General features: G+C 57.8%; 18 protein-coding genes and 2 pseudogenes. 16 read left to right on the plus strand and 4 right to left on the minus strand.

The genetic code is table 11. The features are described from left to right. Positions 1 to 12 precede the first annotated feature (12 nt). The 4 genes and pseudogenes from OYW20_RS26340 to OYW20_RS15900 form a co-directional block, all read left to right on the plus strand. Positions 13 to 78, plus strand: a pseudogene (locus OYW20_RS26340) (hypothetical protein); the annotation flags it as partial. Continuing rightward, positions 72 to 455 carry a hypothetical protein gene (locus OYW20_RS15890; protein ID WP_268796905.1) on the plus strand — a complete coding sequence of 128 codons (384 nt, stop codon included), beginning with the start codon at positions 72 to 74 and terminating at the stop codon, positions 453 to 455. The pseudogene OYW20_RS26340 and the gene OYW20_RS15890, both read left to right, overlap by 7 nt. Before the next feature lie 705 nt (positions 456 to 1160). Continuing rightward, positions 1161 to 1568, plus strand: coding sequence for a hypothetical protein (locus OYW20_RS15895; RefSeq protein WP_268796906.1), 408 nt, complete (start codon positions 1161 to 1163; stop codon positions 1566 to 1568). A 49-nt stretch (positions 1569 to 1617) separates the two neighbouring features. After that, positions 1618 to 1929 carry a hypothetical protein gene (locus OYW20_RS15900; protein WP_268796907.1) on the plus strand — a complete coding sequence of 104 codons (312 nt, stop codon included), beginning with the start codon at positions 1618 to 1620 and terminating at the stop codon, positions 1927 to 1929. Between the two features lie 681 nt (positions 1930 to 2610). On the opposite strand, the gene OYW20_RS15905 is transcribed toward OYW20_RS15900, so the two are convergent. From OYW20_RS15905 to OYW20_RS15915, 3 genes and pseudogenes are all read right to left on the minus strand, one after another. Next, positions 2611 to 3204 (minus strand): hypothetical protein, encoded by a 594-nt coding sequence (locus OYW20_RS15905; protein WP_268796908.1) that lies wholly within the window; start codon positions 3202 to 3204, stop codon positions 2611 to 2613. A 42-nt stretch (positions 3205 to 3246) separates the two neighbouring features. After that, positions 3247 to 3975, minus strand: a complete 729-nt coding sequence (locus tag OYW20_RS15910) for a hypothetical protein (protein WP_268796909.1) — start codon at positions 3973 to 3975, stop codon at positions 3247 to 3249. 422 nt (positions 3976 to 4397) lie between these two features. Then, positions 4398 to 4808 (minus strand): annotated as a pseudogene (locus OYW20_RS15915) (DUF6508 domain-containing protein); the annotation flags it as partial. A gap of 406 nt (positions 4809 to 5214) precedes the next feature. Between OYW20_RS15915 and OYW20_RS15920 the strand changes: the two are divergent. Further along, on the plus strand, positions 5215 to 5769 hold the full coding sequence (locus OYW20_RS15920) for an HD domain-containing protein (RefSeq protein ID WP_268796910.1): 555 nt from the start codon (positions 5215 to 5217) through the stop codon (positions 5767 to 5769). A gap of 48 nt (positions 5770 to 5817) precedes the next feature. On the opposite strand, the gene OYW20_RS15925 is transcribed toward OYW20_RS15920, so the two are convergent. Further along, on the minus strand, positions 5818 to 7983 hold the full coding sequence (locus tag OYW20_RS15925; RefSeq protein WP_268796911.1) for a M48 family metallopeptidase: 2166 nt from the start codon (positions 7981 to 7983) through the stop codon (positions 5818 to 5820). Between the two features lie 723 nt (positions 7984 to 8706). Between OYW20_RS15925 and OYW20_RS15930 the strand changes: the two genes are divergently transcribed. The 11 genes from OYW20_RS15930 to OYW20_RS15980 all read left to right on the plus strand — a co-directional run bounded on the left by OYW20_RS15930 (position 8707) and on the right by OYW20_RS15980 (position 24361). Next, positions 8707 to 9456 (plus strand): hypothetical protein, encoded by a 750-nt coding sequence (locus OYW20_RS15930; RefSeq protein WP_268796912.1) that lies wholly within the window; start codon positions 8707 to 8709, stop codon positions 9454 to 9456. A gap of 67 nt (positions 9457 to 9523) precedes the next feature. Beyond that, positions 9524 to 10057 carry a type VI secretion system contractile sheath small subunit gene (gene tssB, locus OYW20_RS15935; protein WP_268796913.1) on the plus strand — a complete coding sequence of 178 codons (534 nt, stop codon included), beginning with the start codon at positions 9524 to 9526 and terminating at the stop codon, positions 10055 to 10057. 14 nt (positions 10058 to 10071) lie between these two features. Next, positions 10072 to 11574: a type VI secretion system contractile sheath large subunit gene (gene tssC, locus OYW20_RS15940; protein WP_268796914.1), complete on the plus strand. Its 1503-nt coding sequence runs from the start codon at positions 10072 to 10074 to the stop codon at positions 11572 to 11574. A 25-nt stretch (positions 11575 to 11599) separates the two neighbouring features. Continuing rightward, positions 11600 to 12082, plus strand: coding sequence for a type VI secretion system baseplate subunit TssE (gene tssE / locus OYW20_RS15945; RefSeq protein ID WP_268796915.1), 483 nt, complete (start codon positions 11600 to 11602; stop codon positions 12080 to 12082). Beyond that, positions 12082 to 13914 carry a type VI secretion system baseplate subunit TssF gene (gene tssF / locus OYW20_RS15950; RefSeq protein ID WP_268796916.1) on the plus strand — a complete coding sequence of 611 codons (1833 nt, stop codon included), beginning with the start codon at positions 12082 to 12084 and terminating at the stop codon, positions 13912 to 13914. Before tssE ends, tssF begins: the two co-directional genes overlap by 1 nt. After that, a complete protein-coding gene (gene tssG, locus OYW20_RS15955; protein ID WP_268796917.1) occupies positions 13878 to 14948 on the plus strand; it encodes a type VI secretion system baseplate subunit TssG in 1071 nt (356 codons plus the stop codon). Before tssF ends, tssG begins: the two co-directional genes overlap by 37 nt. Further along, positions 14945 to 17548, plus strand: a complete 2604-nt coding sequence (gene tssH / locus OYW20_RS15960) for a type VI secretion system ATPase TssH (protein WP_268796918.1) — start codon at positions 14945 to 14947, stop codon at positions 17546 to 17548. Before tssG ends, tssH begins: the two co-directional genes overlap by 4 nt. 23 nt (positions 17549 to 17571) lie before the next feature. Further along, positions 17572 to 18345 carry a type VI secretion system lipoprotein TssJ gene (gene tssJ, locus OYW20_RS15965; protein ID WP_408005413.1) on the plus strand — a complete coding sequence of 258 codons (774 nt, stop codon included), beginning with the start codon at positions 17572 to 17574 and terminating at the stop codon, positions 18343 to 18345. Then, the gene (gene tssK / locus OYW20_RS15970; protein WP_268796919.1) at positions 18342 to 19685 is read left to right on the plus strand and encodes a type VI secretion system baseplate subunit TssK; all 1344 of its coding nucleotides are present in this window, start codon (positions 18342 to 18344) and stop codon (positions 19683 to 19685) included. The genes tssJ and tssK overlap by 4 nt, the downstream gene beginning before the upstream one ends. Further along, on the plus strand, positions 19682 to 20395 hold the full coding sequence (gene icmH, locus OYW20_RS15975; protein WP_268796920.1) for a type IVB secretion system protein IcmH/DotU: 714 nt from the start codon (positions 19682 to 19684) through the stop codon (positions 20393 to 20395). The genes tssK and icmH overlap by 4 nt, the downstream gene beginning before the upstream one ends. A 30-nt stretch (positions 20396 to 20425) precedes the next feature. After that, the gene (locus OYW20_RS15980) at positions 20426 to 24361 is read left to right on the plus strand and encodes a type VI secretion protein IcmF/TssM N-terminal domain-containing protein (RefSeq protein ID WP_268796921.1); all 3936 of its coding nucleotides are present in this window, start codon (positions 20426 to 20428) and stop codon (positions 24359 to 24361) included. Positions 24362 to 24377 lie beyond the last annotated feature (16 nt).

Below are 24377 nucleotides of genomic sequence, written 5' to 3' on the forward strand. Positions count from 1 at the left end.
CACACCTTCACCGTGGAGCCCCTTGGAACGGACAAAGAGCGTTCGCAGTTTGAGGTTCCGGGAGGACGTCTATGGAATTGGTATTCAGTCATATCGGACATCATACCAACGCAACTCGGAGTGAATCCGATGAAAAAGTATGGGAGCCAAAGGAAATACCCCAAAGATTAACACTTACCAAACTGAAGGAAAAGTATCAGCATTACGAATGCATTTCGAAATCAGCACTTGACGATTTCTCTATCCGCGAAGAGCTATTTCAGATATTAGGTGGAGCCAGAAAATTATTTGGGGCGAATAGTGAAGGACTCACAGCCGCAGAAATTAAATCTAAACTTGCACTCCCTGAACTCCCACCCTTTATCTCGGAAGTATCAGTACCAGCAGGAAATCGAGTCAGAACCGGCGTGGTTAATCCAGTTTTCGGAGGGATAGGGAATGCTACGCAATACTAGCGCCTCCAACGCTTGCCAACGTCCACATTTAACAACACAGTAAGGCTCGGCCAATGAACAAAATACCATTTGTTATTTCCAATAGAAAACTCACCATCGACGGGCATATGATCGGTATACTGCACAGTATAGAAGAGGCATTCACGCACCATAATTTCATAGTGGTTAGAGTGAAACCCCAGTCGGCATAATATTTAACAGGAATGTTTTTGGCATCGGATTTTATGGAGAAATTCTCTGGCAAATCGAAGAAAGCCCACATGGCACGCAAAAAGATAAGCCGTATGTGAATGTATACATAAGCGAGAATAAGGAACTTATTTCTGGCAACTGGAACGGAGTTAGCTATTCCGTTAACTGTGAAAATGGAAAAATCACTACCGTATCATTTGATAAATAGAAACTGATCCCAACACTAAGAAATGCAGGAGTTCGATAAATATGAGCCTAACAACCGAGCAATTTGGTAGGCTTAGCTCACATAGAACCAACAACACCACTGGTTTGTGTTGACAGCATGATTCTGAATACAGTTGACCGCTAAAAGCGCCAGTGGACGCTTACTACATAGCCATCCATCGCGGATGCGGCCTGAAGATCCAGTTGCCAGGGTCATCCCGAGCCAAATTCACACTGCAAAACCTCCTACCCAAAAAACACACGTCCGAATCAATAGGCTTGCGAATGACAACAAGGAACATCAATTTGACCCTGTATCGCCTGAGCCCATTCGCGCTTGCCTTAGCGGCAACCATGGCCTGCATCTCACCGACCTATGCCCAGGACAGCGAAAAAGCGCTTGAAAGCGTCATTGCTGAGCAACAGAAACAACTTCCCATCATGCTGGACCCGATAACCCGTATCGACAACATCTCCTACGCCAATCACAACGTGCTCTACAAGATCACGCTTTATGGCTTTGATAATCGGCCAGGTGAGCGGGTGTACTACGAGAGCTACCTTACTCAGCAGATCCAGAAGGCGCTGTGCAGCCAGACAGCCTATCTGCTCTTGCTTGAACTTGGGAACAAGATCACCTACCGCTACTCCAGCAGCCAGGCCGAGCCTATTACTGAAATCACCTTTGGACCTGAGACTTGCCGAAAAGTGTAGTTGTTGCTTCCTTGAAACTAAATGGCGAAATCGATAATTAGGAATCCACATGAACACTGCAACATTAAAGCAGGCGGCGCTGGACTTACGTGAAAAACTCGAATTTTACAAGTCAAAAGACCGCGCTGCATTGCGCCTATATGAACAGATGAAGCCTTTAATTATAGATGCTGAAAATGAAATGATTCATGAAAAAATGGAACCAAGAGATATTCCAGGTTACAAGTTGCTAGCGGATACAGACCTGCAGCAATATGATGACCTTTCGAAGGCATACAGCAAATTCTATGTTGAGCTTACCGACGGGCGAAACACTAAAACTTACCAGATAATCCAAGAAATGATGAAAAAAACACTATAACTCAGGCCCTGCTTTACGAGCCTTATCTTTTTGCATATTGCAAAATGTATGGTCACAATATTTTTTGTGTAAGAATATAGATATCTAAGCATACTTCGCCGACGAATAAACCCTATTACTGAAATCACCTTTGGACTAGGGACTTGCCGCGAGGGTAGTTGTTGATCCCTTGGAACCAAATGGGTTGAAGTTATAGGATCACGGCCCCTGGAATGAAAAATACCATTCCGACAAGAGCAGTGATGACCCGCATATCTGCGGTGCCAAATGCCGGAAATGGAGACGGTTGGGCGGAGCGCCTTAATCAGTATCGAGCAGAGTTACATCTTGATTATGACTACGCACTCTCAAAGGCAATCGGAATACATGGAGGAATGGAGTCCTCATCGCGAGCAACCTCTCAGAGGTCCTGCGTCGAACGCGCCTCTTCGGTAGCCGCTACTTACCTGTAGGACCGCGCTTGCCCGCGAAAAAGCGGTGCGTCAGGCAAACCATTCGTCACAGGCAGATTGCTTTCGCGGGCAAGCGCGCTCCTACAGGGGATCTTGGCAACGCAAACAATCGTCGGCGTATACACAATCCGTATGAGCCGGCTCGCTGGCGAACACGATGGTCTGAAACGAACATATCGACTGACACACTGCCTTCGCGGGCAAGCTCAGACAGGTGCCACTCAGCAAATCACTCTGTGCCCGGCCTGAGCTGTGCTTCAGAAGCAATCACGCTCACATACTCATCAAACAACTGCACCTGACCGCCCGCCATGCGCCACCGCCGATACGATTCAACATCTTTCCTGTAGCGGGCGAAAGCATCCGATTTCGGCCCGTCCGCGAACAGTGAAGCGATGGCTGCGCCTTGGAAGTACCAGTAAATCCCCTCACTTTGTTCGGTGGCTTTGGCGCAGGAAAGATCGATCCCTCTCGACCGCCATTCGGCTGCAAGCTCACGCCCTGTTTCCCGGGAAGCCTGCGACAGCGCTCGCCAGCCAATTTTCTCGGCGGCGGTCACATAGGCCAAATACCTGGCAAGTAACCCAGCATCTCTTTCCCAAACCGACGGACAACCGGGCGGCGGCGTCGAAAACGGTTCAGGCGCCTGATAAACCGGCAACCAGCTGAGATTTTGCTGCACACGCGACAACGGTTCATCAGGTGACTCCCTCCAGCGCAACCCTCCCTCCAAAGAACCAGAAGACGAGTCCGAATCCCGCAAAAACTTTTCCAGCCTCCCCTTGAGCCCCAGAGACGACCTCAACCAACCCAGCAAATCCATATAACCCCACTCCCTCGACATAAGCCGTCCACCAAACGTACATCAGCCACCCGGCGACTTGCGCCAGGAAGCGACCCACTTGAAAAATCTGCTCAGCCACCAACGACTGCGAGCTTCACGAATTTCATCGATCTGCATGAAGGTGTAGGGGATGGGCATGGTTTTTTGTTGGATGCGAAGGGTGCGTAGGACTCGGATTATGTGGCGTGCATAAAATAAGAATGTCACGGAAACAGCTAGCGTCCCAAACAGGACAACCACACCGGTAGTGAGGAAACCGACAGTTTTGGTAAAAATACTTGCCGCCAAGGTGGTTGCGCCGGCCACCAAAAGAAGGCTGTAGGCGCTGGATGTTTTTTGCTTGTTTTGCGGACGTGGCTGTACCTTAATTCCATCATAAACAAATGGATGAAATGACGGCTTACCATTTACCAAGATCAAATACAATAACAATGTGACGCCCATTGGAAAAAGCCCTACCATTAGGGCAGCAATACTTGTTCTCCCCCAGAAACTTGCACCAATCATGTAAGCCGCCGTACAGGCCATATAAGAAAATGCGCCGACAACCGAAAAAACTATCGAAGCCAAATAAAAAACAATGCTCTCACACACATAGACAAGATATATATTACATACGAATGCAAGTAAAGCCATAACAAAGAACACTTGCCAAAAATACTTTAAACCTGAAGGCCCAAATGCCATAAAAAAAATCAAGACCCCAAAAAAAGCCCAACTAATCTCCTTAATATTCTGGGAGCCGATCATTTACTATCCTCAATCTTCAAAGCGTCGCCGACCGCCTTATCAGTCCAGTGTGAACTACGACCCATTGTACGAATACACCTGAAACAAAGCTAACGGCCACCCCCGCCACCAAGGACGCGGCAGGAAGCGCAACTGCACCAATACCGACTGTCTATATCCAACCTCGGCTTAGCCCAGATACCTGACAAGTAACCCAGCATCTCTTTCCCAAACCGACTGACAACCGGGCGGCGGCGTCGACAACGGTTCCTCCGGCAGCTCCCGCCAGCGCAACCCTCCCTCCACAGAGTCAGAAGACGAGTCCGAATCCTCCAACCTCCCCTTGAGACCCAGACACGACCTCAACCGACCCAGCAAAACCCATAACCCCACTCCCTCGCCATAAGCCATCCACCAAAACAAACATCAGCCAAGCCAAAGAGCTAGCTCAAGCCCCTGCAAACTTCACCACCCACCTCCTCCCGCAACACCGCCAACCTTTTCAACACATTCAGCACATAACCCTTCTCGATAACCGAACCATGATGTCCATCGCAAAAGCGCTCTCCCCTGAGGCAAAGCGTCAGCATGGTCTGGATATCTGCCAGGCTCGCCTGGGCGATGCAGGTCTCGTTGACCAACATAACCGCAGCGCCATGGGCGATGTAATCGATATCGGTCCAGCATTCATTGGCCATGACGCGGTAGAAGTCTTTCACGACATCGAAGTACTCGGGCCAGCATCCGCGAAAGACATAGGTTTTGATGGCAACTCCGTCCGGGTAAAGCTTGGGTAGATAGGACAGCAGCTCGTCCATGTCCGCAGCCCGAGGAGCGGGCTCGCTGGGCTGTCTCGCCGATTGCGCCGCATGCGTCAGAGACACAATGTCCGACTCGACTTCAGGGCAACTCAGGTTTCGCGCAACTCGCGACAACGTCTCGCCTTCGTCGCTCGGTGGCGGAACCCGAACCGCCTCGGGCTCATCCGCATTCGGTATGCGGCCAAAGCACCCTTTCAAACGATCCAGAAGCTTCATCCGCGAAATTCCATGTCAGTATTGACCCTCCACTCGAAGACACAGGATGCTCTGGGCGCTAAACATATCAGGGATCGTCTATTGCAACGGTAGCTCCATTCACCCGCAAGACGCCCCACTGCATCGGCGATCAGATCGCCCACGGCCTGAAAATCCAGTTGCCCGCTGGAATGCAATCTGAAAGTTTTCCCCGCAAAAAAGACCTGCTCTGGAGCCAGTCCCAATGCCTGTTGACGACCTGCAACGCCTTTACAACAAAGCCTGGCTGTACGCCTCTCACGCCCACCTTGGGCAGAAAATGACGGGGTCGGATCTTCCCTACACCACCCACGTCGCGATGGTTGCCAATGAGCTGATTTTCGCAGCCCGGGAGTCCTCGGTCGGTGATCTGGCCATCGCTGTTCCTGCCGCGTTGCTGCATGACGTTCTGGAAGACACGCCCACGACGCAGCAAGCGCTGACAGAAGTCTTTGGCGCAGAGGTCTCTTCAACTGTGGCGAGTCTGAGCAAGAACCTGATCGTGCCGTTCTCCGAAGCACGTTATTTCCAGGGTATCGCCAGCCACTCCTGTGAAGCGGCGTCCATCAAACTGTGCGACAGGATCACCAATCTCCAATCGGCGCCGGCCACTTGGGCGAAGGCCAAGCGAGCGTCCTATCTGGTCGAGTCCGAGCAGATTCTGGCTGCCCTCGGGCATGCGAATGCATACCTGAGGCAGCGACTGGCTGACACCATGACGCGCTACGAACAGCTTTACGTGGCGTCACTCACAGACTGAAAACTGCAGGGTGCGGGAGTACCGGTCGGCCAGACAGCGTTCTTGAAACTACGTCTTCTCAAACCGCTGCTGCAGTATGTGCCGCGCAGTGCCCGCGCTGAGGTAGGTACCGATCAAGTCCGCCAGCTCCTGATCCTTGAGTTTTTTGTTGTCGCGGCAAAACTGCGTCAGTTGCAATTGCACCCAGCGTTGTTTCTTGAGGACTTTGGCCCCCGGCGCGAAGAACGAGCGCGAGGCCACTTCAGGCAACGGCGCGTCGTCTTCCAGCAGGATATTCAGCACTACACCCTGCCCCACTTGTAAACCAAAGTCGGCGATGTGCCGAGTGGGGATCGGCGCCTTGAGGTTGGCAAACGCGAAGTGGTCGGGCGTTAGCGAAAGTGCAGTTTTGTCAGCGCGCCGGTACAGACGCAGCGAATACGGAAGCACAAACAGCATCACGCCAATCAACGCACCGCCGACGATAAAGATCATGGCCTTTTCGCCGCCCAGCTTTTCCGGAAACAGGAACGGCAACGCCAGCACGGCGACTCCGACGAGCACGAATAATCCCAAGATGATCAACGTGATGATGCCCCGTACGCGAGCGCCTTCGTGCAGGACCACATCGCCTGTCACGTTACTGGCGTGGGTGCGCAGTTCCTCGACGACCGCAGCGTCACGGCTCACGTAGTGATTGAGAAAGTCTTCGGTGATACGGGCACGGAGCGCCTGCGGGTCCGCGAAATATCCATCAAGCGCAACGCACGCCTGCGCGGCGTCCACAGCTCGGGTGCCATTGACGACGGCGTCTGCGACACTCACCTGCAGTGACGCAATACGCTCGCCATTGGAGGGATGGGTATCGGAGGGATGCGGCAACTGAGTGGCGAGTTCTTCTTCCGGCAGGGTCAGCGGTTGAATGCCGAGCTCATGCAGCACCGTGGTCGGCAAGTCGCGCGTCATCGTGTGCTCTGGGGTTGGATTGGTCGCTTTGGCGACGTGCCCCCATACCGACTCCTGCAACACAGGATCAATGGCAGAGATGCGTAACAGCGCTGACGCCGCCGCCCCATTGCCAGACAGTTGCGCGCCCGCAGCATCGGCCGCCAGTTCCCGCACACGGCTCCAGTGATTGACCGCGTGATCGAAACGCTCCATGAAATACACGCCAAGCATGAACGCCGGACGCAGGATCGTGCGCTGCAGTAAGTCACTGCTGAGCATGGTGCTGGCGATCACGCCCAGGCTGCGGCCAATGCCATCGTAGATCGGAAGAAAGCGCAGGCTGTACTCAGTGTCCGCCCCCGCGAAATGCGAGAGTTCGTGACCGATTACCGCGCTTGTCTCTGCTGAATCAAGCAAACCCAGGTACATCATCGGCACGTGAAGGGTTCGGCCCTTAAGCTGCGTGGCGGACGGAAGCAGGTCGACGTCGCTGGAGGTGACGTAAAAACCCTCTGTCATGCCCAACACGATGTGATCCGGGGCCAGTGCGCCGAGTCGTTCAGCGAGATCGCTAACAAAAGCCCAGAGGCCCGGAGCCTCCTGAGGGCTGACGGCTTGCCCCAACACCTGCATCGGTGTGGACTCGAACATGCTCAGCATGACGCCCAGCTGCTTGCCCACTGTCCAGATCGAGTACAGACAAACCGCGCCGACCATCAGCGCAGCGAGCATCAGTTTCAACTCCCCGGAGGACATACGGCCCATGTGCCAAAGCCCCAGGCCCTCGTACGCCAGAATGGCCGCCACGGCTGCGGCCATGGCAATGATGTGGCCCACCAGCACAAAGGGCAGAATCCGGCTTACACGGCTGAACGTGGCGAGTAATTGCTCGCGTGAGCGAAGCGCCCGGGAGCCAGCCCATCCCAACCCGAGCATCCCCGCGGCACCGACGAGTGTCGCCAGCAGGCCGAGCGCGATGACCGCCTTGGCCAAGCCGTTCATCACACTATCAAGAGGTTGCAGGGTGTTGAGTTCACTCTCGGCTTCTGTCACGCGGGAGAGTGCCAGTTCGACCCCCACCCGCTGGCCGTCAAAGTCGATGCTAATCGAACGTGAACCGGGTTTGGCCGCCATCTCTTCAAGCTGGGACCGGATGTCTTTGAGATTGGCCCGGGTATCTATCAGGTAGAGGCTGTTCTCGGTACTGCGCTGTAATTCCCACGCGCCGAACAAGCCCAGACACAACGGCAACACGATCAGTACTGCAATGAGCTTCAAGGTTTTCATGAGACAGGCTCACAGGGGTGCGTCGCCGATGGCAATCCTTAGCGGGCACAAAGTCCATTTAACAAACGCCCGAAAGCGTCTGCGCACGCGTGACACACCGCACAGTCCCCCGCTACGCGCCACGCTGACGGCGTTATACCGCGTTATCCGTTTGGATGTAACTTCCTATTACCAGCGGCTGCGGTCGGGATCGACTGAAGCGGACAGGTCGCTCGCCACCGAAGTCACCCGCCCTCTGCTGCAGCCGAACAGCAGAATCCGCCTCAGCTCTGAAGTCACTCCGCTCAAGAGCAGAACCTATAACCGACCTCACGCTGTTTGATCAGGTGAACCGTTTAATCTTTTTCACACTTATTTTGATGCGTGAATCCGTGCCAAAAAACAGGCTGAGAGCCTTCAAACACGTGTGTTTGAGCAGATTTTCAGGCAAGAAAATGACACGTAGTGGCCTTAGGTCATTATTGCGAAATGTAACAGCCTTGAGAAAAGATCGTATCCTTGTGGGAACTTTCCTACATATTTGACAGACATAGACCACAGTACTGGCTACTAGACACCTCTTTGCCAGCATTCCTCTCCTGCTTAACGTGGCAGTGCGATTAGCGATGACGGTCATCGGCAATGGCGCATGGCGAGCGGGTGTGCAGTGAGAAATTCGTAGCTTCTTTCGTCCGCCCGGGTTCACCGGGACGTGATCGGGAGGGGTTCAAGGACGATGTACCGATGACTCAGACGTTTGATGTTGAAGCATTGATCAAGCTGCGAAGGCAGACCCGGGCTATCTCCGACGCGCTCAAGGCGCAGGCATCGGACTACCTGTCTACGCTCGCGTTGCTGATTCGCCCGCAAACGCTCTTCGGTGAGTACTTGCAGGGCGCGCCGCGCAGCAGTGGTCGGGAAACCCAGCACCACTTCAAAGAGTTCAAAGAACTCTTCGACCGCATCGGTTCCGCCGCGCCGTTCCAGTTGGTCAACGAACTGGAAGTGCCACTCAACCTCATCAGTACTACGCCGCAACTGTTTGCGCTGGAGTACGACAAGGTTCTCGAACAGAGCGGCCAGACCATCCGCATCACCAGCCCCGTGCGCTGGGTGGTGGGTTTCAGCTCGTTCGATCTGGCGCAATTTCGCAACGTCATCAAAGACCCCAATCGCAGCAGCGCCGAACTGTATCGTTACGTAGTGCATTACCTGGTGCTGTTCTACTGCCTGAGCAAATCGCCCGGTGTCAGCCGCCTGTTCGAAGGCTTGCGCTTTCCGGTCAGTTTCGAGCGATTGAAGGAATTTGGCGACTTGCCGTTTTGTGTCATCAGCTCTCCGGTGCGTGCAGAGTTGCCCGATGAATCGGTCATCCGCAGCAGTACCCAGATTGCCGGCAACACCAGCTTCGAAGAACTGGTGGGCCACGACAACATCTTGGAAATGAACGATGAAATCCGTCAGCGCCTTCTGCTGACAATCGAAGGACTGTAACGCGCCGGCCCAATTGTAGGCACGGATGCAAATGACTTTCAGCGAGTAGCTCGCTCAGGAGACCACGATGGCGAAGAAGGAAAGTACCCAGCACAAACTCGACCGCGTCCGCGCGCCTCGGGTTCATATCACCTACGACGTTGATATCGGTGACGCTCAGGAAAAGAAAGAGCTGCCCTTTGTCGTGGGTGTGCTGGGCGATTTCTCCGGCAACCCGCTGGAGCCTCTGCCGAAGCTCAAGGATCGCAAGTTCATCTTCATCGACCGCGATAACTTCAACGGCGTCCTCAAGGGCATAAAGCCCCGCCTGACGTACCGGGTCGACAACACCCTGGCCAAAAACGGCACGCAGCTGGGCGTCGAGCTGAATTTCAATACCCTCGAAGACTTCGAGCCACAGAACGTGGTCAAGCAGGTCGAGCCGCTGCGCAAGCTGCTCGAAGTGCGCAACAAACTGGCTGACCTGCGCAACAAGATGGGCGGCAACGACAAGCTTGAAGAGCTGCTTATGGACGTGTTGCAGAACACCGAGAAGTTGAAAACCCTGGGCAAGGAATTCGGTCGCGAAGCCGCCGTTCCCGCCACTGACCACAAAGAGTAAGGAGGAGCCTGACGATGACCGATAAGCAACCCGTGACTCAGCAGGACAGCGATCTGGTTGAAGTGGAAAACTTCGCCCCGCAATCCTCTCTTCTGGACAGCATCATTTCCGAAAGCCGCGTGGCGCGCTCCGAAACCGAGCGCACCCGCACCCGCGACCTGATCGGCGAACTGGTCGGTCAGGTGCTCGAAGGCGAAATGACCCCGAGCAAAGACCTGATCGCCGTGCTCGACGCACGCATCGCCGAGATCGACGCGATGCTGTCAGAGCAGATGAACGAGATCATGCATGCGCGTGAATTCCAGCAACTGGAAGCGTCGTGGCGCGGTCTGAAATACCAGGTCGACCAGACCGAGACCAGCACCACGCTGAAGATCCAGCTGCTCAATGCGTCGAAAAAAGACCTGGTTCGCGACCTCAAGGCCTCGTCCGAATTCGACCAGAGCGCCCTGTTCAAGAAGATCTACGAAGAAGAATACGGCACCTTCGGTGGCGCGCCATTCGGCATGTTGTTGGGCGATTACGAGTTCAACCGCAGCCCGGAAGACATGTACCTGCTTGAAGAGATTTCCCACGTTGCCGCCGCTGCGCACGCGCCGTTCATTTCGGCTGCATCGCCTGAGCTGTTCGGCTGGGACTCGTTTACCGACATGTCCGGTCCGCGTGACCTGGCGAAGATCTTCGACACCGTTGAATACGCCAAGTGGAAGTCGTTCCGCGCCTCGGAAGACTCCCGCTACGTCGGCCTGACCTTGCCACACGTTCTCGGTCGCCTGCCGTATGGCCCGGATACCACGCCGGTTGAAGAATTCAACTTCGTGGAAAGCGTCGATGGCCGCGACCACAACAAATACCTGTGGATGAACGCTGCTTACGCACTGGGCACTCGCGTCACTGATGCGTTCTCGCGTTACGGCTGGTGCGTGGCGATTCGCGGTGTGGAAGGCGGCGGTCTGGTTGAAGGCTTGCCGACTCACACGTTCAAGACCGATGACGGCGAAATCGCCCTCAAGTGCCCGACCGAAATCGCCATCACCGACCGTCGTGAAAAAGAGCTGTCGGACCTGGGATTCATCCCGCTGGTGCACTGCAAAGGCACCGACTACGCAGCGTTCTTCGGCACGCAATCGGCGCAGAAGCAAAAGCAGTACAACACCGACATCGCCAACGCCAACGCGCGTCTTTCGGCGCAGCTGCAATACATCTTCGCCACCTCGCGTATCGCTCACTACATGAAGGCGATCATGCGCGACAAGATCGGCAGTTTCGCGTCCCGCAAAGACGTGGAAATGTTCCTCAACAAGTGGCTGTCCAGCTACGTGTTGCTGGACGACACCGCCAGCCAGGAAGCCAAAGCCAAGTTCCCGCTGCGCGAAGCGCGTGCCGAAGTGTTCGAAGTACCCGGCAAGCCTGGCGTCTACAAGGCCGTGACCTATCTGCGCCCGCACTACCAACTCGACGAGCTGACGGCTTCTCTGCGTCTGGTCGCTGAACTGCCGCAATCGACACGCGGCTAAACGGTGACGTTGCCAGGGAGGCAGCATGAGTAATCAACACAAAATGCTGCCTTCATTGCTTGACCGATTGCTCGACGACCGTCCGCATCAATCCGTTGAAGCGTCATCACAGCGGCTGTGCTCGCTGGCCGATTACAAGGCCAGCATCGTGCGCGACCTCGAGATTCTGGTGAACACTCGCCAGTCGCTAGTCGCTGCCGAGCTCGAGGATTTCGCCATTCTCAACGGCACTATCCTCGACTACGGCATGCCGGATTTCACCAGCCGCAGCGTGCTCGACCCGCAAGACCGTTTATTGATTCAGCGGCAACTGGAAAAAGCGATCACCTTCGGTGACCGACGATTTCGCAGCGTCAAAGTGCAACTCCTTGCTCAACAAACCGGCCAACGCATGCTGACATTTCGCGTGGACGCGGTACTGCGTCTGCAAGATATCTCGCGTCAGGTTTCTTTCGACGCCGTGCTGCAGGTCAACACCCAGGAATACAAAGTGCAGAACCTCAACTGATGCTCGACGATCTGCTGCCCTATTACGAAAAGGAACTCTCGCACCTGCGCTTTCTGGGCCAGGAGTTTGCGAGCCAGTACCCGAAAATTGCGTCGCGGTTGCTCATCGAGGGCGATAACTGCGAAGACCCGCATACCGAACGCCTGATCGAGGCGTTTTCGTTTCTGGCAGCGCGCGTGCACAAGAAACTCGACGACGAGTTTCCGGAAATCGTCGAGTCGTTTCTGGAGGTGCTGTACCCGCATTACTTGCGCCCTACTCCGTCGATGTCGATTGTGGAGTTCAACCTCGGCAAGCAGGAGAAGGTCACAGAGGCCTACCGCGTGGCGCGGCACACCGAACTGCACGCCAATCAGGTTGAAGGCGTGGTCTGCAAATTCCGCACGTGCTACCCGGTCGAGCTGTGGCCGATCAACGTGCAGCACGCCTCGTTCATCGAGATGGAGCGCTCGGCATTCAACGGTCACAGCGCGGATCTGGTTGCACGCCTGCGCATCGGCCTTAACGCTACGTCCGACGTGCATTTTGGCGTGATGGAAATGGACAGCCTGCGCTTCTTCCTCGACGGCGAAAGCACGCTGATGCTGCAGCTCTATGAGTTGCTGTTCAATAACCTGGCCAAAGCCACGCTGTCGTTCGAAGACGAGGGCCGAACCCGCGAAGTCGTGTTGCCTGTCGGCTCACTGAAGTCGGTCGGTTATGCCCGGGACGAAGGGCTGGTGGATTACTCGGAACGCTCATTTCTGGGCTACCGGTTGCTGCATGAGTACTTCACGTTTCCGGACAAGTTCATGTTCTTCGATCTCTCGGGGTTTGCGCGCATTCTGGCGGGCAAGAACATCGAGAATATCGAGATCAACTTCTACTTCTCCGAGTACGACCTGACCGACCGCCTGGTGCGTCTGACGCAGAACATCGGGCGCAACAACTTCAAGCTCAACTGCACGCCGATCATCAACCTGTTCCGTCAGCAGGCAGAGCCGATCAAGCTGACCCACGCCCAGCACGAGTACGCCGTTACGCCAGACGTGCGCCTGCAAAGCTCGTCGGAAGTGGTATCGATCGATCGCGTGCGCCGAGTGAAGAAAGTCGGCGGCATCGATCAGGTCGGCACCTGTCATCCGTTCTTCGAGCCGCGTGGCGATCAAGGCCCGGGCAGCAGTTTCTGGATTGCCCGCCGCCGTGCGGTGCAAACCCAGCAGCGCGACGGATCGAACATGTTCATCCGGGTCGTGGACCGCGACCTGGAACTGATCGACTCCAACCACGACACCTTGAGTATCCGCATCACCTGCAGCAATCGCGACCTGCCACTGATGCTGCCTTTTGGTGGCGAGCGCGGGGATTTCAGCATTCCTGCAGCGTCGGTCATCAAGGACATTCGCTGCCTGCGCAAACCCACCGCCACGGTGCGTGTACCGCTGGGCAACGGGGTAATCTGGCGACTGATTTCACACCTTTCGCTCAACCACATGTCGCTGGTCGCCAATGGCCGCGACGTGCTGCTGGAACTGCTCTCGCTCTACAACTACCGCAACGTGTCGGCCATCCGCAAACAGATCAACGGCATCGTCTCGGTCAGCAGTGAGCCGGTGGTTGCGCGCATCGGTCATCCGCGTCCGAACTTCGTTCGCGGCGTGGGCATCACCCTCAAGCTCGATGAAAGCCAGTACACCGGCAGTGGCGTGTTTTTGTTCGGCATGGTGCTCGACCACTTCTTCGGTCAGTACTGCACGATGAACAGTTTTACCCAATTAACCCTTCGCACCTTGCAGCGCGAAAAGAGAGTCGTCCAATGGCCCCCACGAACCGGCGATCAACCCCTGGTCTGATCGACCAGGCAAGGGCTGAGCCGCACCGATTCGAATTTTTCCAATTGGTGCGTTTGCTCCGCCTGCATTACAGCAGAACCGGGCGAATGGACCTGGAAACGCGCCCGCACGAAGACCCTCTGCGCTTTCGTTCGCAGCTGTCGCTCAACTTCCCCGCCAGTGAAGTCAGCGATTTGCAGTTCGAGCGTCCGGGCAAAGTGTCGACCGCAGGGCTGCCGCTGTCCGAGGTGCAGGTCACGTTCATGGGGCTGGTCGGGCCGTCCGGCGTGTTGCCGCGTCCGTACACCGAGCTGTTGATGGAACGCCATATTCAGTATCGCGATGACGCGGCGCACGCGTTTCTCGACGTTTTTTCGCACCGCATGACCACGCTGTTTTACGAGGCCTGGCAGAAGTACAAGTTCTACATCGAGTACGAGCGCAACGGCACCTCGGGCTTCGACCGCTACCTGCTCAATCTCGTGGGGTTCGGCCCGCAAGCGCAGAAGCAGAAATTCGACAAGGACGGCTCACCGCTGCGTCGGGAACTGTTCAGTTACTTCTCGGGGATGTTCGCGCAGAAGCCACGCAACGCACTGAACCTGGAAGTCATGCTGAGCTTTTATTTTTCGCTGCCGTTCAAGGTCGCGCAGTTCGCCGGGCGCTGGTTGAAACTCGACGCCAGCCAATGCACGCAATTGGGCCGCAAGAACGCGGTACTGGGGCAAAGCGCTGTGGCCGGCAATCGCGTCTGGGACTACCAGTCCTGCGTACGCATCGAAGTCGGTCCGCTGGAGCTTGCCGATTATCAGCGCTTTCAGCCCGGCACGGTCGACTACCAGAAAGTGGTTGAACTGGTGCGTTTCTACGTGGGCGCCGAACTGGATTTTCAGCTCGCACCCTCGCTCAAGCGCGAAGCCGTACCTCCTGCCCGCCTGGGTCGCCAGGGCAATGTTGCCCTGGGCTGGCTTGGCTGGCTCAAACGTCCGGGCGTCGACGCGGAACCGTCCCGTTGCGCCGTTTATCACATTCCTTTTGATGGGGTCTCCCTGTGAACCTGAAGTCCCTGTTCGCCAAGCTGAACGACACCAGCCGCACCGCCACAGAAAGCGCTGCAGCGCTGTGCCTGTCGGAGCATCACTACGACGTCGAAGTCGAGCATCTGCTGTTGCAACTGCTCGACAACAACGACAACGACCTGCCGGCGATCCTGCGTCACTACGACGTAGTGCCCGACCGCCTGCAAGCACAGCTGGTGACGGCGCTTGGCACCTTCAAAAAGGGCAATACGCGCACCCCTGCCCTGTCGCCGCACATCACGCGAATGATCGAACAGGCGTGGGTACTGGCGTCCATCGAATTCGGCCAGGCACAGATCCGCACCGGGCATCTGCTGCAGGCATTGCTTGACGATGACGAGCTGCGACGCGTGGTAATGGCTTCGGCGCCGGAGCTTGAAAAAATCAACGCCGACGACCTGCGCCTGAACCTTGGCGCGCTGGTGGAAGGTAGCGCGGAATCCGCACTGGCCAAGCCTCTGGCGAGCGCCAATGCCAATGGCAGCAACCCGGTCAAAGGCAATGGCAAAACCCCTGCGCTGGATCAATACACCATCAACCTGACGCAAAGCGCGCGGGACGGCCGTATCGATCCGGTACTGGGCCGCGAGTTCGAGGTTCGGCAGATGGTCGACATCCTCACCCGCCGTCGTCAGAACAACCCGATCCTCACCGGTGAAGCAGGCGTGGGCAAGACCGCCGTGGTCGAAGGCCTGGCGCTGCGTATCGTGCTGGGCGACGTGCCTTCGGTGCTCAAGGACGTGGCTATCCACACCCTCGACCTCGGTTTGCTGCAAGCGGGTGCCGGGGTGAAAGGCGAGTTCGAAAACCGCCTCAAGTCGGTCATCGAAGAAACCAAACGCAGCCTGCACCCGATCATTCTGTTCATCGACGAAGCTCACACGTTGATCGGCTCAGGCGGCCAGGCCGGGCAAAACGACGCGGCCAATCTGCTCAAGCCAGCGCTGGCTCGTGGCGAGCTGCGCACCATCGCCGCCACCACGTGGGCCGAGTACAAAAAGTACTTCGAAAAAGACGCAGCCCTCGCCCGCCGCTTCCAGGTGGTCAAGGTCGAAGAGCCTGACGAAGACAAAGCCATCCACATGCTGCGTGGCCTGCTGGCAAAAATGCAGGAGCACCACAAGGTCACGGTCATGGACGAAGCGCTGGTACAGGCCGTGCGCTTGTCCAATCGCTACATCACCGGTCGGCAGTTGCCGGACAAGGCCGTCAGCGTGCTCGACACTGCCTGCGCCCGCGTCGCGCTGGGCCAGTCGGCACAGCCAGGCGCGCTGGAAGACTGCAAACGGCAGATCGATAACCTCCAGGCTGAAATCACCGTGCTGGAGCAGGAAGCCGCCAAAGGCAGCGACCACACACGCCGCCTGACTGCCCTGACCGAACAGCTGAACACCGAACAGAGCACTCGCCAGACGCTGGAACAGCAATGGCAGCGCGAACTGGAACTGGTGGAGAAGCTCGGTGCGTTGAGCACGCCGGAAAACGGTAAGCCGGACGCCAGCGAGATAGCAGCGGTGCGCGCCGAACTCGCCAGCGTTCAGGGCGAGCAACCGCTGGTTCACGCACTGGTTGATGGCGGCACCATCGGCGAAGTCATTTCCGGCTGGACCGGCATCCCGCTGGGCAAGATGCAGCGCGATGAAATCGACACCGTGCAACGCCTGCCCGTACTGCTGGGCGAGCGCGTGCTGGGCCAGGACCATGCGCTGCATGAAATCGGCAAACGCATCAAGATTTCCCGCGCCCGCATGGAAGACCCGAACAAGCCGATTGGCGTGTTCCTGCTGCTCGGTCCGAGCGGCGTCGGCAAGACCGAAACAGCCCTGGCGCTGGCCGACACGCTGTACGGCGGCGAGCGCAATGTCATCACTATCAACATGTCCGAGTACCAGGAAGCCCACACCGTTTCGAGCCTCAAAGGCTCGCCACCGGGTTATGTCGGCTATGGCGAAGGCGGTGTGCTGACCGAGGCCGTGCGCCGCAAACCCTACAGCGTGGTGCTGCTCGACGAAGTCGAAAAAGCCCACCCGGACGTGCTCGAACTGTTTTTCCAGGTGTTCGACAAAGGCGTGCTGGACGACGGCGAAGGCCGCGAGATCAACTTCCGCAACACGGTGATCATCCTCACGTCCAACACCGGCACCGACCGCATCATGCAGCGCTGCCTGAATACCGATCAGCCGCCGACGCCCGACGAGATCGTCGAAGATCTGCGCGACGAGCTGAATCAGGTCTTCAAGCCGGCGTTCCTCGGTCGACTGACCATCGTGCCGTACTACCCGGTTCAGGACGAGATTCTGGAGCGCATCGTGGGCCTGAAACTGGCGCGCATCGCCAAGCGTTTCGAGCGCAACCACCAAGCGGTATTGAGCTACGACGACGCGCTGATCAAGGCCATCGCTGCACGTTGCACCGAGGTCGACAGCGGCGCGCGCAACATCGACAACATCCTGTCGAAAACACTGATGCCGGAACTTTCTCAGCGCGTGCTCGAACGCATGGCGCAAGACAAACCGATTCAAAGCCTGACCATCGGACTGGGCAGCGATGGCGATTTCGCCTACAGCCTGACCTGATCGATCACCCATAGGTAGCAGTCATGGACAACACACATCAAGGGACGCGTCGCACGCGGCCGGCATTGGCAACCTGCCTGGTGGCAACGGCAATGGCCCTGCTGCTGGCGGGCTGCGGCATTACTGACCGCGTCGGCAAGCGCGTCGACGACACGTGGGCAGGCGACATGCTGTTTGGCGACACCGAGAAGGTCATCCTGACCTCGGACGGCGGCAATCAGCTGAACCCCGACGACTCCGGCAAACCGCTTTCGGTGGTGTTGCGCGTCTACCAGTTGACCTCCCTGGAGCGCTTCGCCTCGATCGACGCCGACAGCCTCTGGGAAGACCCGAAAAAAGCGCTCGGCAACACCTTGCTCGACAACCGCGAAATCACCTTGCTGCCGGGCATGGGCCAGATCGATCAGTGGCCACTGAATACGGCCACCGGTTACGTCGGCGTGGCCGCGTTTTTCCGCACCGATGAAAAGAGCCGCTGGAAGGTCGCATTCGACGCCAACTCGCTGCGCAAAGACGGCATCTGGTTCTCCTCCGATGGCTTGCGCGTGCTGGTGGACAACAACTACGTGCTGGCCGTGCGTGGCGTGGATGTCTTGAACAAACCCAAGACCGAAGCGCAGTTTGCCAAGGCCAACACCGTGCCCGGGCAACCCGTCACACCCGCGACGCCCGCCAGCCCGACGCTGACGCAGCAAGTGCAGGACGCGGCGGTTCAACAGGCCCAGGACTCGGCCACCGGCGCCACGAAAAAAGCAGTCGATTCACAATTCAATTCTTTATTGGAAGGCGCTAAATGAGTAAGCAAAGCCGCGTGATGTGGTCGGAGGGCATGTTCCTTTTGCCACAGCATTTCCAGTATCAGGATGAGTTTCACCAGCACCAGCTGGCCGAATCGACACTGCGCAGCACCCCGTTTCACTGGGGCGTACAAGCCCTGCAGATTGACGAGGAAGCGCTGGCGTCAGGCTCGCTGCAACTCAAGCGCCTCAAACTGGTGTTCCCTGATGGCAGCCTGTTCGATGCGCCACAGCACGATCCCTTGCCGGCCGCTCGCGACCTGAAAGACCTGCTCAAAGGCAATGACCTCAAGATCTACGCCGCCCTGAAACTGCCTGAGCCCTTTGGCCTCAATTACGTTGAAGACGGTCAGGAGCAGAAGAGCGCACGCCGTTTTCGCAAGCAATTCGACACCCTGCCCGACCTCAACGAAGGCGATCTGGAAAACGAAATCACCAGCCTGCGCCTGAACGTGGTGATGCTGATTGATGGCGACAATCTGGACGGCTACAGCTACTGCCCGGTTGCCCGGCTGTCGCGCAATAACATCGGTGGCTTCAACCTGGACGCGCATTTCGTGCACCCGACACTGCACGTCGGCACCCACGAAACACTGGTCGGCCTGGGCAAGCGCCTGCTGGGTGCGTTGCAATCCAAGAGCAAGGCGCTGTCGGGTCGTCGTCGCGAACGTGCCGACCAGATCGCCGAGTTCGGCTCCAGTGACGTGACCCTGTTCTGGCTGCTCAACACGGTCAACCGCGCGTACCCGAACCTTGCGCACCTGCTGGCACATCCACGCCTGCACCCCGAGCGCCTGTATCTGTTTCTGGCGGAGCTGGCGGGCGGGTTGCTGACCTTCTCGCTGGACACCCAGCTCAACGACATTCCCGAGTACGACCACCATGATCCGGCGGCTTCGCTGGTCAAGCTGGACGAGATGATCCGCGTGCTGCTGGACAACGTGATCCCCAACCAGTGCATCGTCATCAACCTGACCCAGACCAAGCCGTCGTACTGGCAGGGCCAGTTGCACGACCCACGCCTGACCGAAGCGGACTTCTACCTCTCGGTGCACGCCGACATGCCCGGCGCCAGCGTGCTGGAACTGGTACCGCGTGCGTTCAAGGTCGGCTCGCCCGAAGACATCGAAGTGGTGGTCAACAGCGCCATGCCGGGCGTCACGCTCAACCACTCGACGCGCCTGCCCAATGCAATCCCGGTGCGACTGGACAATCACTACTTCTCCATCGAACCGCATGGCCGGGTCTATGAGCGAATGATGACCGCTCAGGCGATCTCCTTTTACGCGCCCAGCGCTTTCACCAACCTCAAGCTTGAACTGATGGCGGTACTCAAATGACCGAAGCTGTGATGCAAGGCGCCGTAGTGGCCGCCACTGACAAACCGAGCCTCAAAGACCTCGTGCAGGACTTCATCAGCATGGCGTTGATCGTGCGCAGAGGACGTCAAGTGACCTCGGTGACGGCCTTCGAGGCCAGTGTCGACAGCTTCTTTACCGCTCTGGAACGCGATGCGCGCAACGCCAATTACAGCGTTGACCAGGTCAAGGACACGCAGTACGCGCTGTGTGCGTTTCTCGATGAAAGCGTGTTGCGTTCCGGCGACAACGCCCTGCGCCGCCACTTCGAATTGCAACCGCTGCAATTCCGGTTTTTCGGCGTGCATCTGGCGGGCGAAGGATTCTTCGAAAAGATCGAATCGTTGCGCGCCGACGTGAAACGCAATCTGGACGTGCTGGAGGTGTACCACCTGTGCCTGGCACTGGGTTTCGAGGGCAAGTTCAGCCTCGGTCAGAAGGATCAGCTGCGCTACCTGGCCAACACGCTGGGCCAGGACATCGCACGGTATCGCAAGACCCCCAAAGCGCTGTCGCCTGACTGGGCATTGCCGGATCAGGTCTCGCAAATGCTTCGTCATGAAGTCCCCGTGTGGCTGTACCTGGCGCTCATCGCGCTGGTCTGCGTCGGGGTTTACCTGACGCTCGACTGGCTGTTGGGCAAAGACGTTGCCGCTTTGGCAGAACACATCAGCCAGCTGTTCAGTGCCTGAGCACAGGTCAGGTAACCGGGTCAGGAAGACATGAAGACACTATTGCGTTCGTTAAAAAGTTTCTGGTTTCTCATCCCCATGCTGTGGGCGGTGAGCCTGTTGCTGTGCTGGCTGGTCGCGCCACGCATTGCAGCGCTGCGTGAGCACACCCCTGAGGCGATGATCATCATCAGCGCCTTCTACGTGCTGATCATCGTGCTGCGCCAATACCGACGCATCCGCGCGGAACGCAACCTTGAAAACCTGGTGCAGATCGAAGTCGATCGCTCACTCAAATCCACCGGTGAGTTCCGCGACCAGCAAGTGCTGCGCGAGCGCCTCAAGCACGCCATCGCGATGCTGCGCACGGACCGTTCTGCCGGCGGCGGTGGTTCATCGGCTTTGTATGATTTGCCGTGGTACCTGGTGATCGGCATGTCGGCGGCGGGCAAGACGTCGCTGCTGACCCGTTCGGGACTGTCGGCCAGCATTGCCAGCAGCGCCAACGAAAGCCAGAGCGGCACCCAGCACTGCGACTGGTACTTCAGCCCTGAAGCGGTAATGATCGACACAGCCGGCCGTTACCTGCGTGACGACCAGTCGGCGAGCGAGTTCGCGGCGTTCCTGCGGATGCTGAAAAAGCAGCGCAGCAAAGCGGCCGTCAACGGTCTGGTGCTGGTGGTCAGCCTGCCTGAATTGCTGGCTGGCAGCGCCGATGAACGCAACGAACTGGCTGCGCAACTGGTGTCGCGTATCGAGGAATACACCGAGTGCCTGGACGCCAACCCCCCGATCTATCTGATGCTCAGCAAGACCGACCAGATACCGGGGTTCAGTCAGGCGTTCGAGGGGCTGGACCTGCACGAGCGTCAGCAGCCGTTGGGCATGACCTTCGGTTTGTCGGAGATTCGCAATCAGGGCCTGCGCCCTGTATTGGAAGCCAAGCTTGCCAATCTGCACCGCCATATTCGTCGTCACGTCGATGCGCAGATGGTCGCGCTGGGCGCTGATGCCAACAGCACTCTGCTCAACTTCCCCAACTATTTCGCCGAACTGTCAGTGGCGCTGGAGCAGTTTCTTCAGCACTTTGCACAGAGCGGGCATGGCGGCACGCAGTTGCTGCTGCGCGGGCTGTATTTCACCAGCGCGCTGCAAACCGAACAGCAACTGAGCCATGTGTATGAAGACGACCTGGCCGAGTCTTTCGCGCTGCTGCCAGAGGGCGAGCCGACACTGACGCCTGACAGCGGCAAGAAAACCGGCGACCGCAGTTACTTCATCACCGACACCTTCCGCCGGGTTATTTTCCCGGACCGTGAGTTGGCCCTGCATCAGTCGCGCATGGGCAAAAAGTCGTGGAGCCCGGTGGTGATTGCCGTGGCGCTGTTTGCCGGACTGGCCTTCATCGGCTGGCAGAGCCTGTCGTTCCAGAACAACCGCGAGTGGCTGGCGTCTCTGCGTCAACAGTTGACCGACCTTGAGCAATCCCCGGACCGCGCGCAATTGCTCGCCTCCGGCAAAGGCCTGGAGCTATTGCGCAATCAGTTGGCCACCATCGAGCGCTACCGGGCCAAGGGCGTGCCGCTGCAACTGAGCGGCGGCCTGTACCGGGGCGACGACATTTACCTCGCCACGCAGACCGCCTACCTGCAGCAACTGCGCACTCAAGCGCTTGAGCCGATTGTCCTGAACCTGCAACTGCGCATGCGGGAATTCAACGAATTCGCCAAAACCATGGATCCGCAAAACGCTGTCGTCACAGCGCCGGGCAAGGCTGGCAGCAAAGCCGCGCAGGCACGTGCTCAGGGTCAGAAAGCGCTGGACCGCAGTCTGCAAAACGCTGCGGCAGGCGTTGGCCGCCCTACCAGCCTGAGCAGCATTCCGCGCAGCACCAGCGACGTGACCGGTCGCCTGAGCAACGCCGGCAGAGGCGCTGTGAATCAGACGCGCAACGACGCCTTGGCAGCCTTGCGCAACCCGTCAAGCGCCAACCCGGCCACCACCAGTGATGCAGCCGAGCTGTCGGCCACCACGGGCGGGCTGTCCTTGTCTGAAGAAATGCTCGGCAAACTGGATGAACGGCAGGTCGCGTCCATCATCGAGTCATACAACGCGCTGAAGCTCTACCTCATGCTTACTCAGCCTACCGCGCACCCAGAGCCGGAATTCGTCAGCGCAGCGTTGCCCATGGCATGGGCCAACACGGCCGATGAAGCAAACCCGGTCAGCGACGAGGTCATTCAGGACAATGCACCGGTGTACGTGCAGCTGCTCAAAAACGGCCAGGCCCCTACCCTGCCGCGCAACGAGCAACTGATCAGCGAAACCCGCAAAAGCCTGAAGTCCTTTATGATTTCAAGCTCGCTGGTGGACCGCGAATACCTGCGTCTGCAACTGGAATCCAGTCGCCAGTTCCCGGCCGTGGGCCTGAGCGATCTGGTGCCATTGCCGGGTCGTCAATTGCTCTACGGGAGCGAAGCGGTGCCGGCGATTTTCACCCGTCAGGGCTGGGAGGAGTTCGTCAAGCCTGAGCTGATCAAGCTGGTGTCGGGCAATCTTCACAACGAGTCGGACTGGGTACTCGATGGCGATGGCGGTGACAGCGTTGTGCAGAAAGCCAACTTCATCCGTGAATTCATGAGCCGCTACAAACGCGACTACACGCAGGCCTGGTACACCCTGGTCGACAGCATCGGCGTGCGCCATTTCACCGACATGGCCAACGCCACGCAGCAATTATCGTTGCTCAGCGATGTGCAGAACTCGCCGATCAAGCGCCTGTTGGCAGCGGTCAACGACAACACCCAGTGGGATGTTCCGGCGCTGCGGGAAACCCAGCAGCCGGGCGTCAAGCGTGATGACGGGTTCTGGGGCAAGGTCACGGGCATTCTCGATGATCAGAAGGTATCGCCGAGCACGCTGGTCTCGCCGCTGCCTGCGGTGGACGACGGCAGCCTGGCGAAACGCTTCGAGCCGGTGTCGCGCGTGTTCGCCGCGCAAAATGCCGAAGGCGCCGACAGCACGATCATGGACCGCTACCTGGCTGCACTGCGCAAACTCAAGGTGCGGATGAACAACATCCAGCGCTCGCAGGACGTCGGCAAAAGCAGCAAGCAGTTGATCAGCGAAACACTGGAAGGCCAGCCGAGCGAAGTCACCAGCGTGCGCAACTACGTGGAGACCACCGTCGATACCAGCCAGGGCGGCTTGTCCACCTCGCTGCAAAGCCTGTTCAGTTTGCCGATCCAGTTCACCTGGGAAACCCTGCGCGACCCGGCCGGCGAGCAGATCGCCAAAGCCTGGGCACAGCAGATTGCCAAGCCTTGGGAACAAGTCATGGCTCACCGTTACCCCATCGCCGCTGGCAGTCGCAACGAAGCATCGGTCAAGGATCTGCAGCGCTTCGTCGACCCGGAATCGGGCCTGCTGCCGAACTTCAAGCGCAATGAAATCGGTAACCTCTCCGGCGGTGAAGGCCTGGGCATGAGCAGCGGCGCGAAGTCTGCGCCGCTGGTTAACCCGAACATGGTCAACAGCATCGACAAGGCCAGCTCGCTCGGTCAGGTCATCGCCAGCCTGTCGGACCGCGACAACGGCTTCGAGATCATGCTGGAGCCGTCGGCGTTCTTCACCGATATCATCTTCACCCTGGACGGTCAGGTGCAGCATTACCGCAACGGCAAGACCAGCTGGAGCCGCTTCTCCTGGCCCGGCACGACCACCGCGCCGGGTGCGCGTCTGGATGTTGTGACCCTCAGTGGCGAACGCATCACCGTGTTCGACTACCCGGGTCGCTGGGGCTTGCTGCGCATGAACGACAGCGCACGGGTCGACGATCTGGATGGCATTCAGCAGCGTTTCAGCTGGAGCACGCCAAGCGGTCAAGTCAGTCTGGCGGTCCGCAACTACGGTGGCGTCAAGCTCACCGACCTGGCCAACGTCAAGGCGCTGAGTGCGCTGAACGCTCCTGAAGGACGGACCAAGTGAGCACCTGCACGATGAA

Origin of the sequence: Pseudomonas sp. BSw22131 (assembly GCF_026810445.1) — a bacterium.
Taxonomy (GTDB): Bacteria; Pseudomonadota; Gammaproteobacteria; order Pseudomonadales; family Pseudomonadaceae; genus Aquipseudomonas; species Aquipseudomonas huanghezhanensis.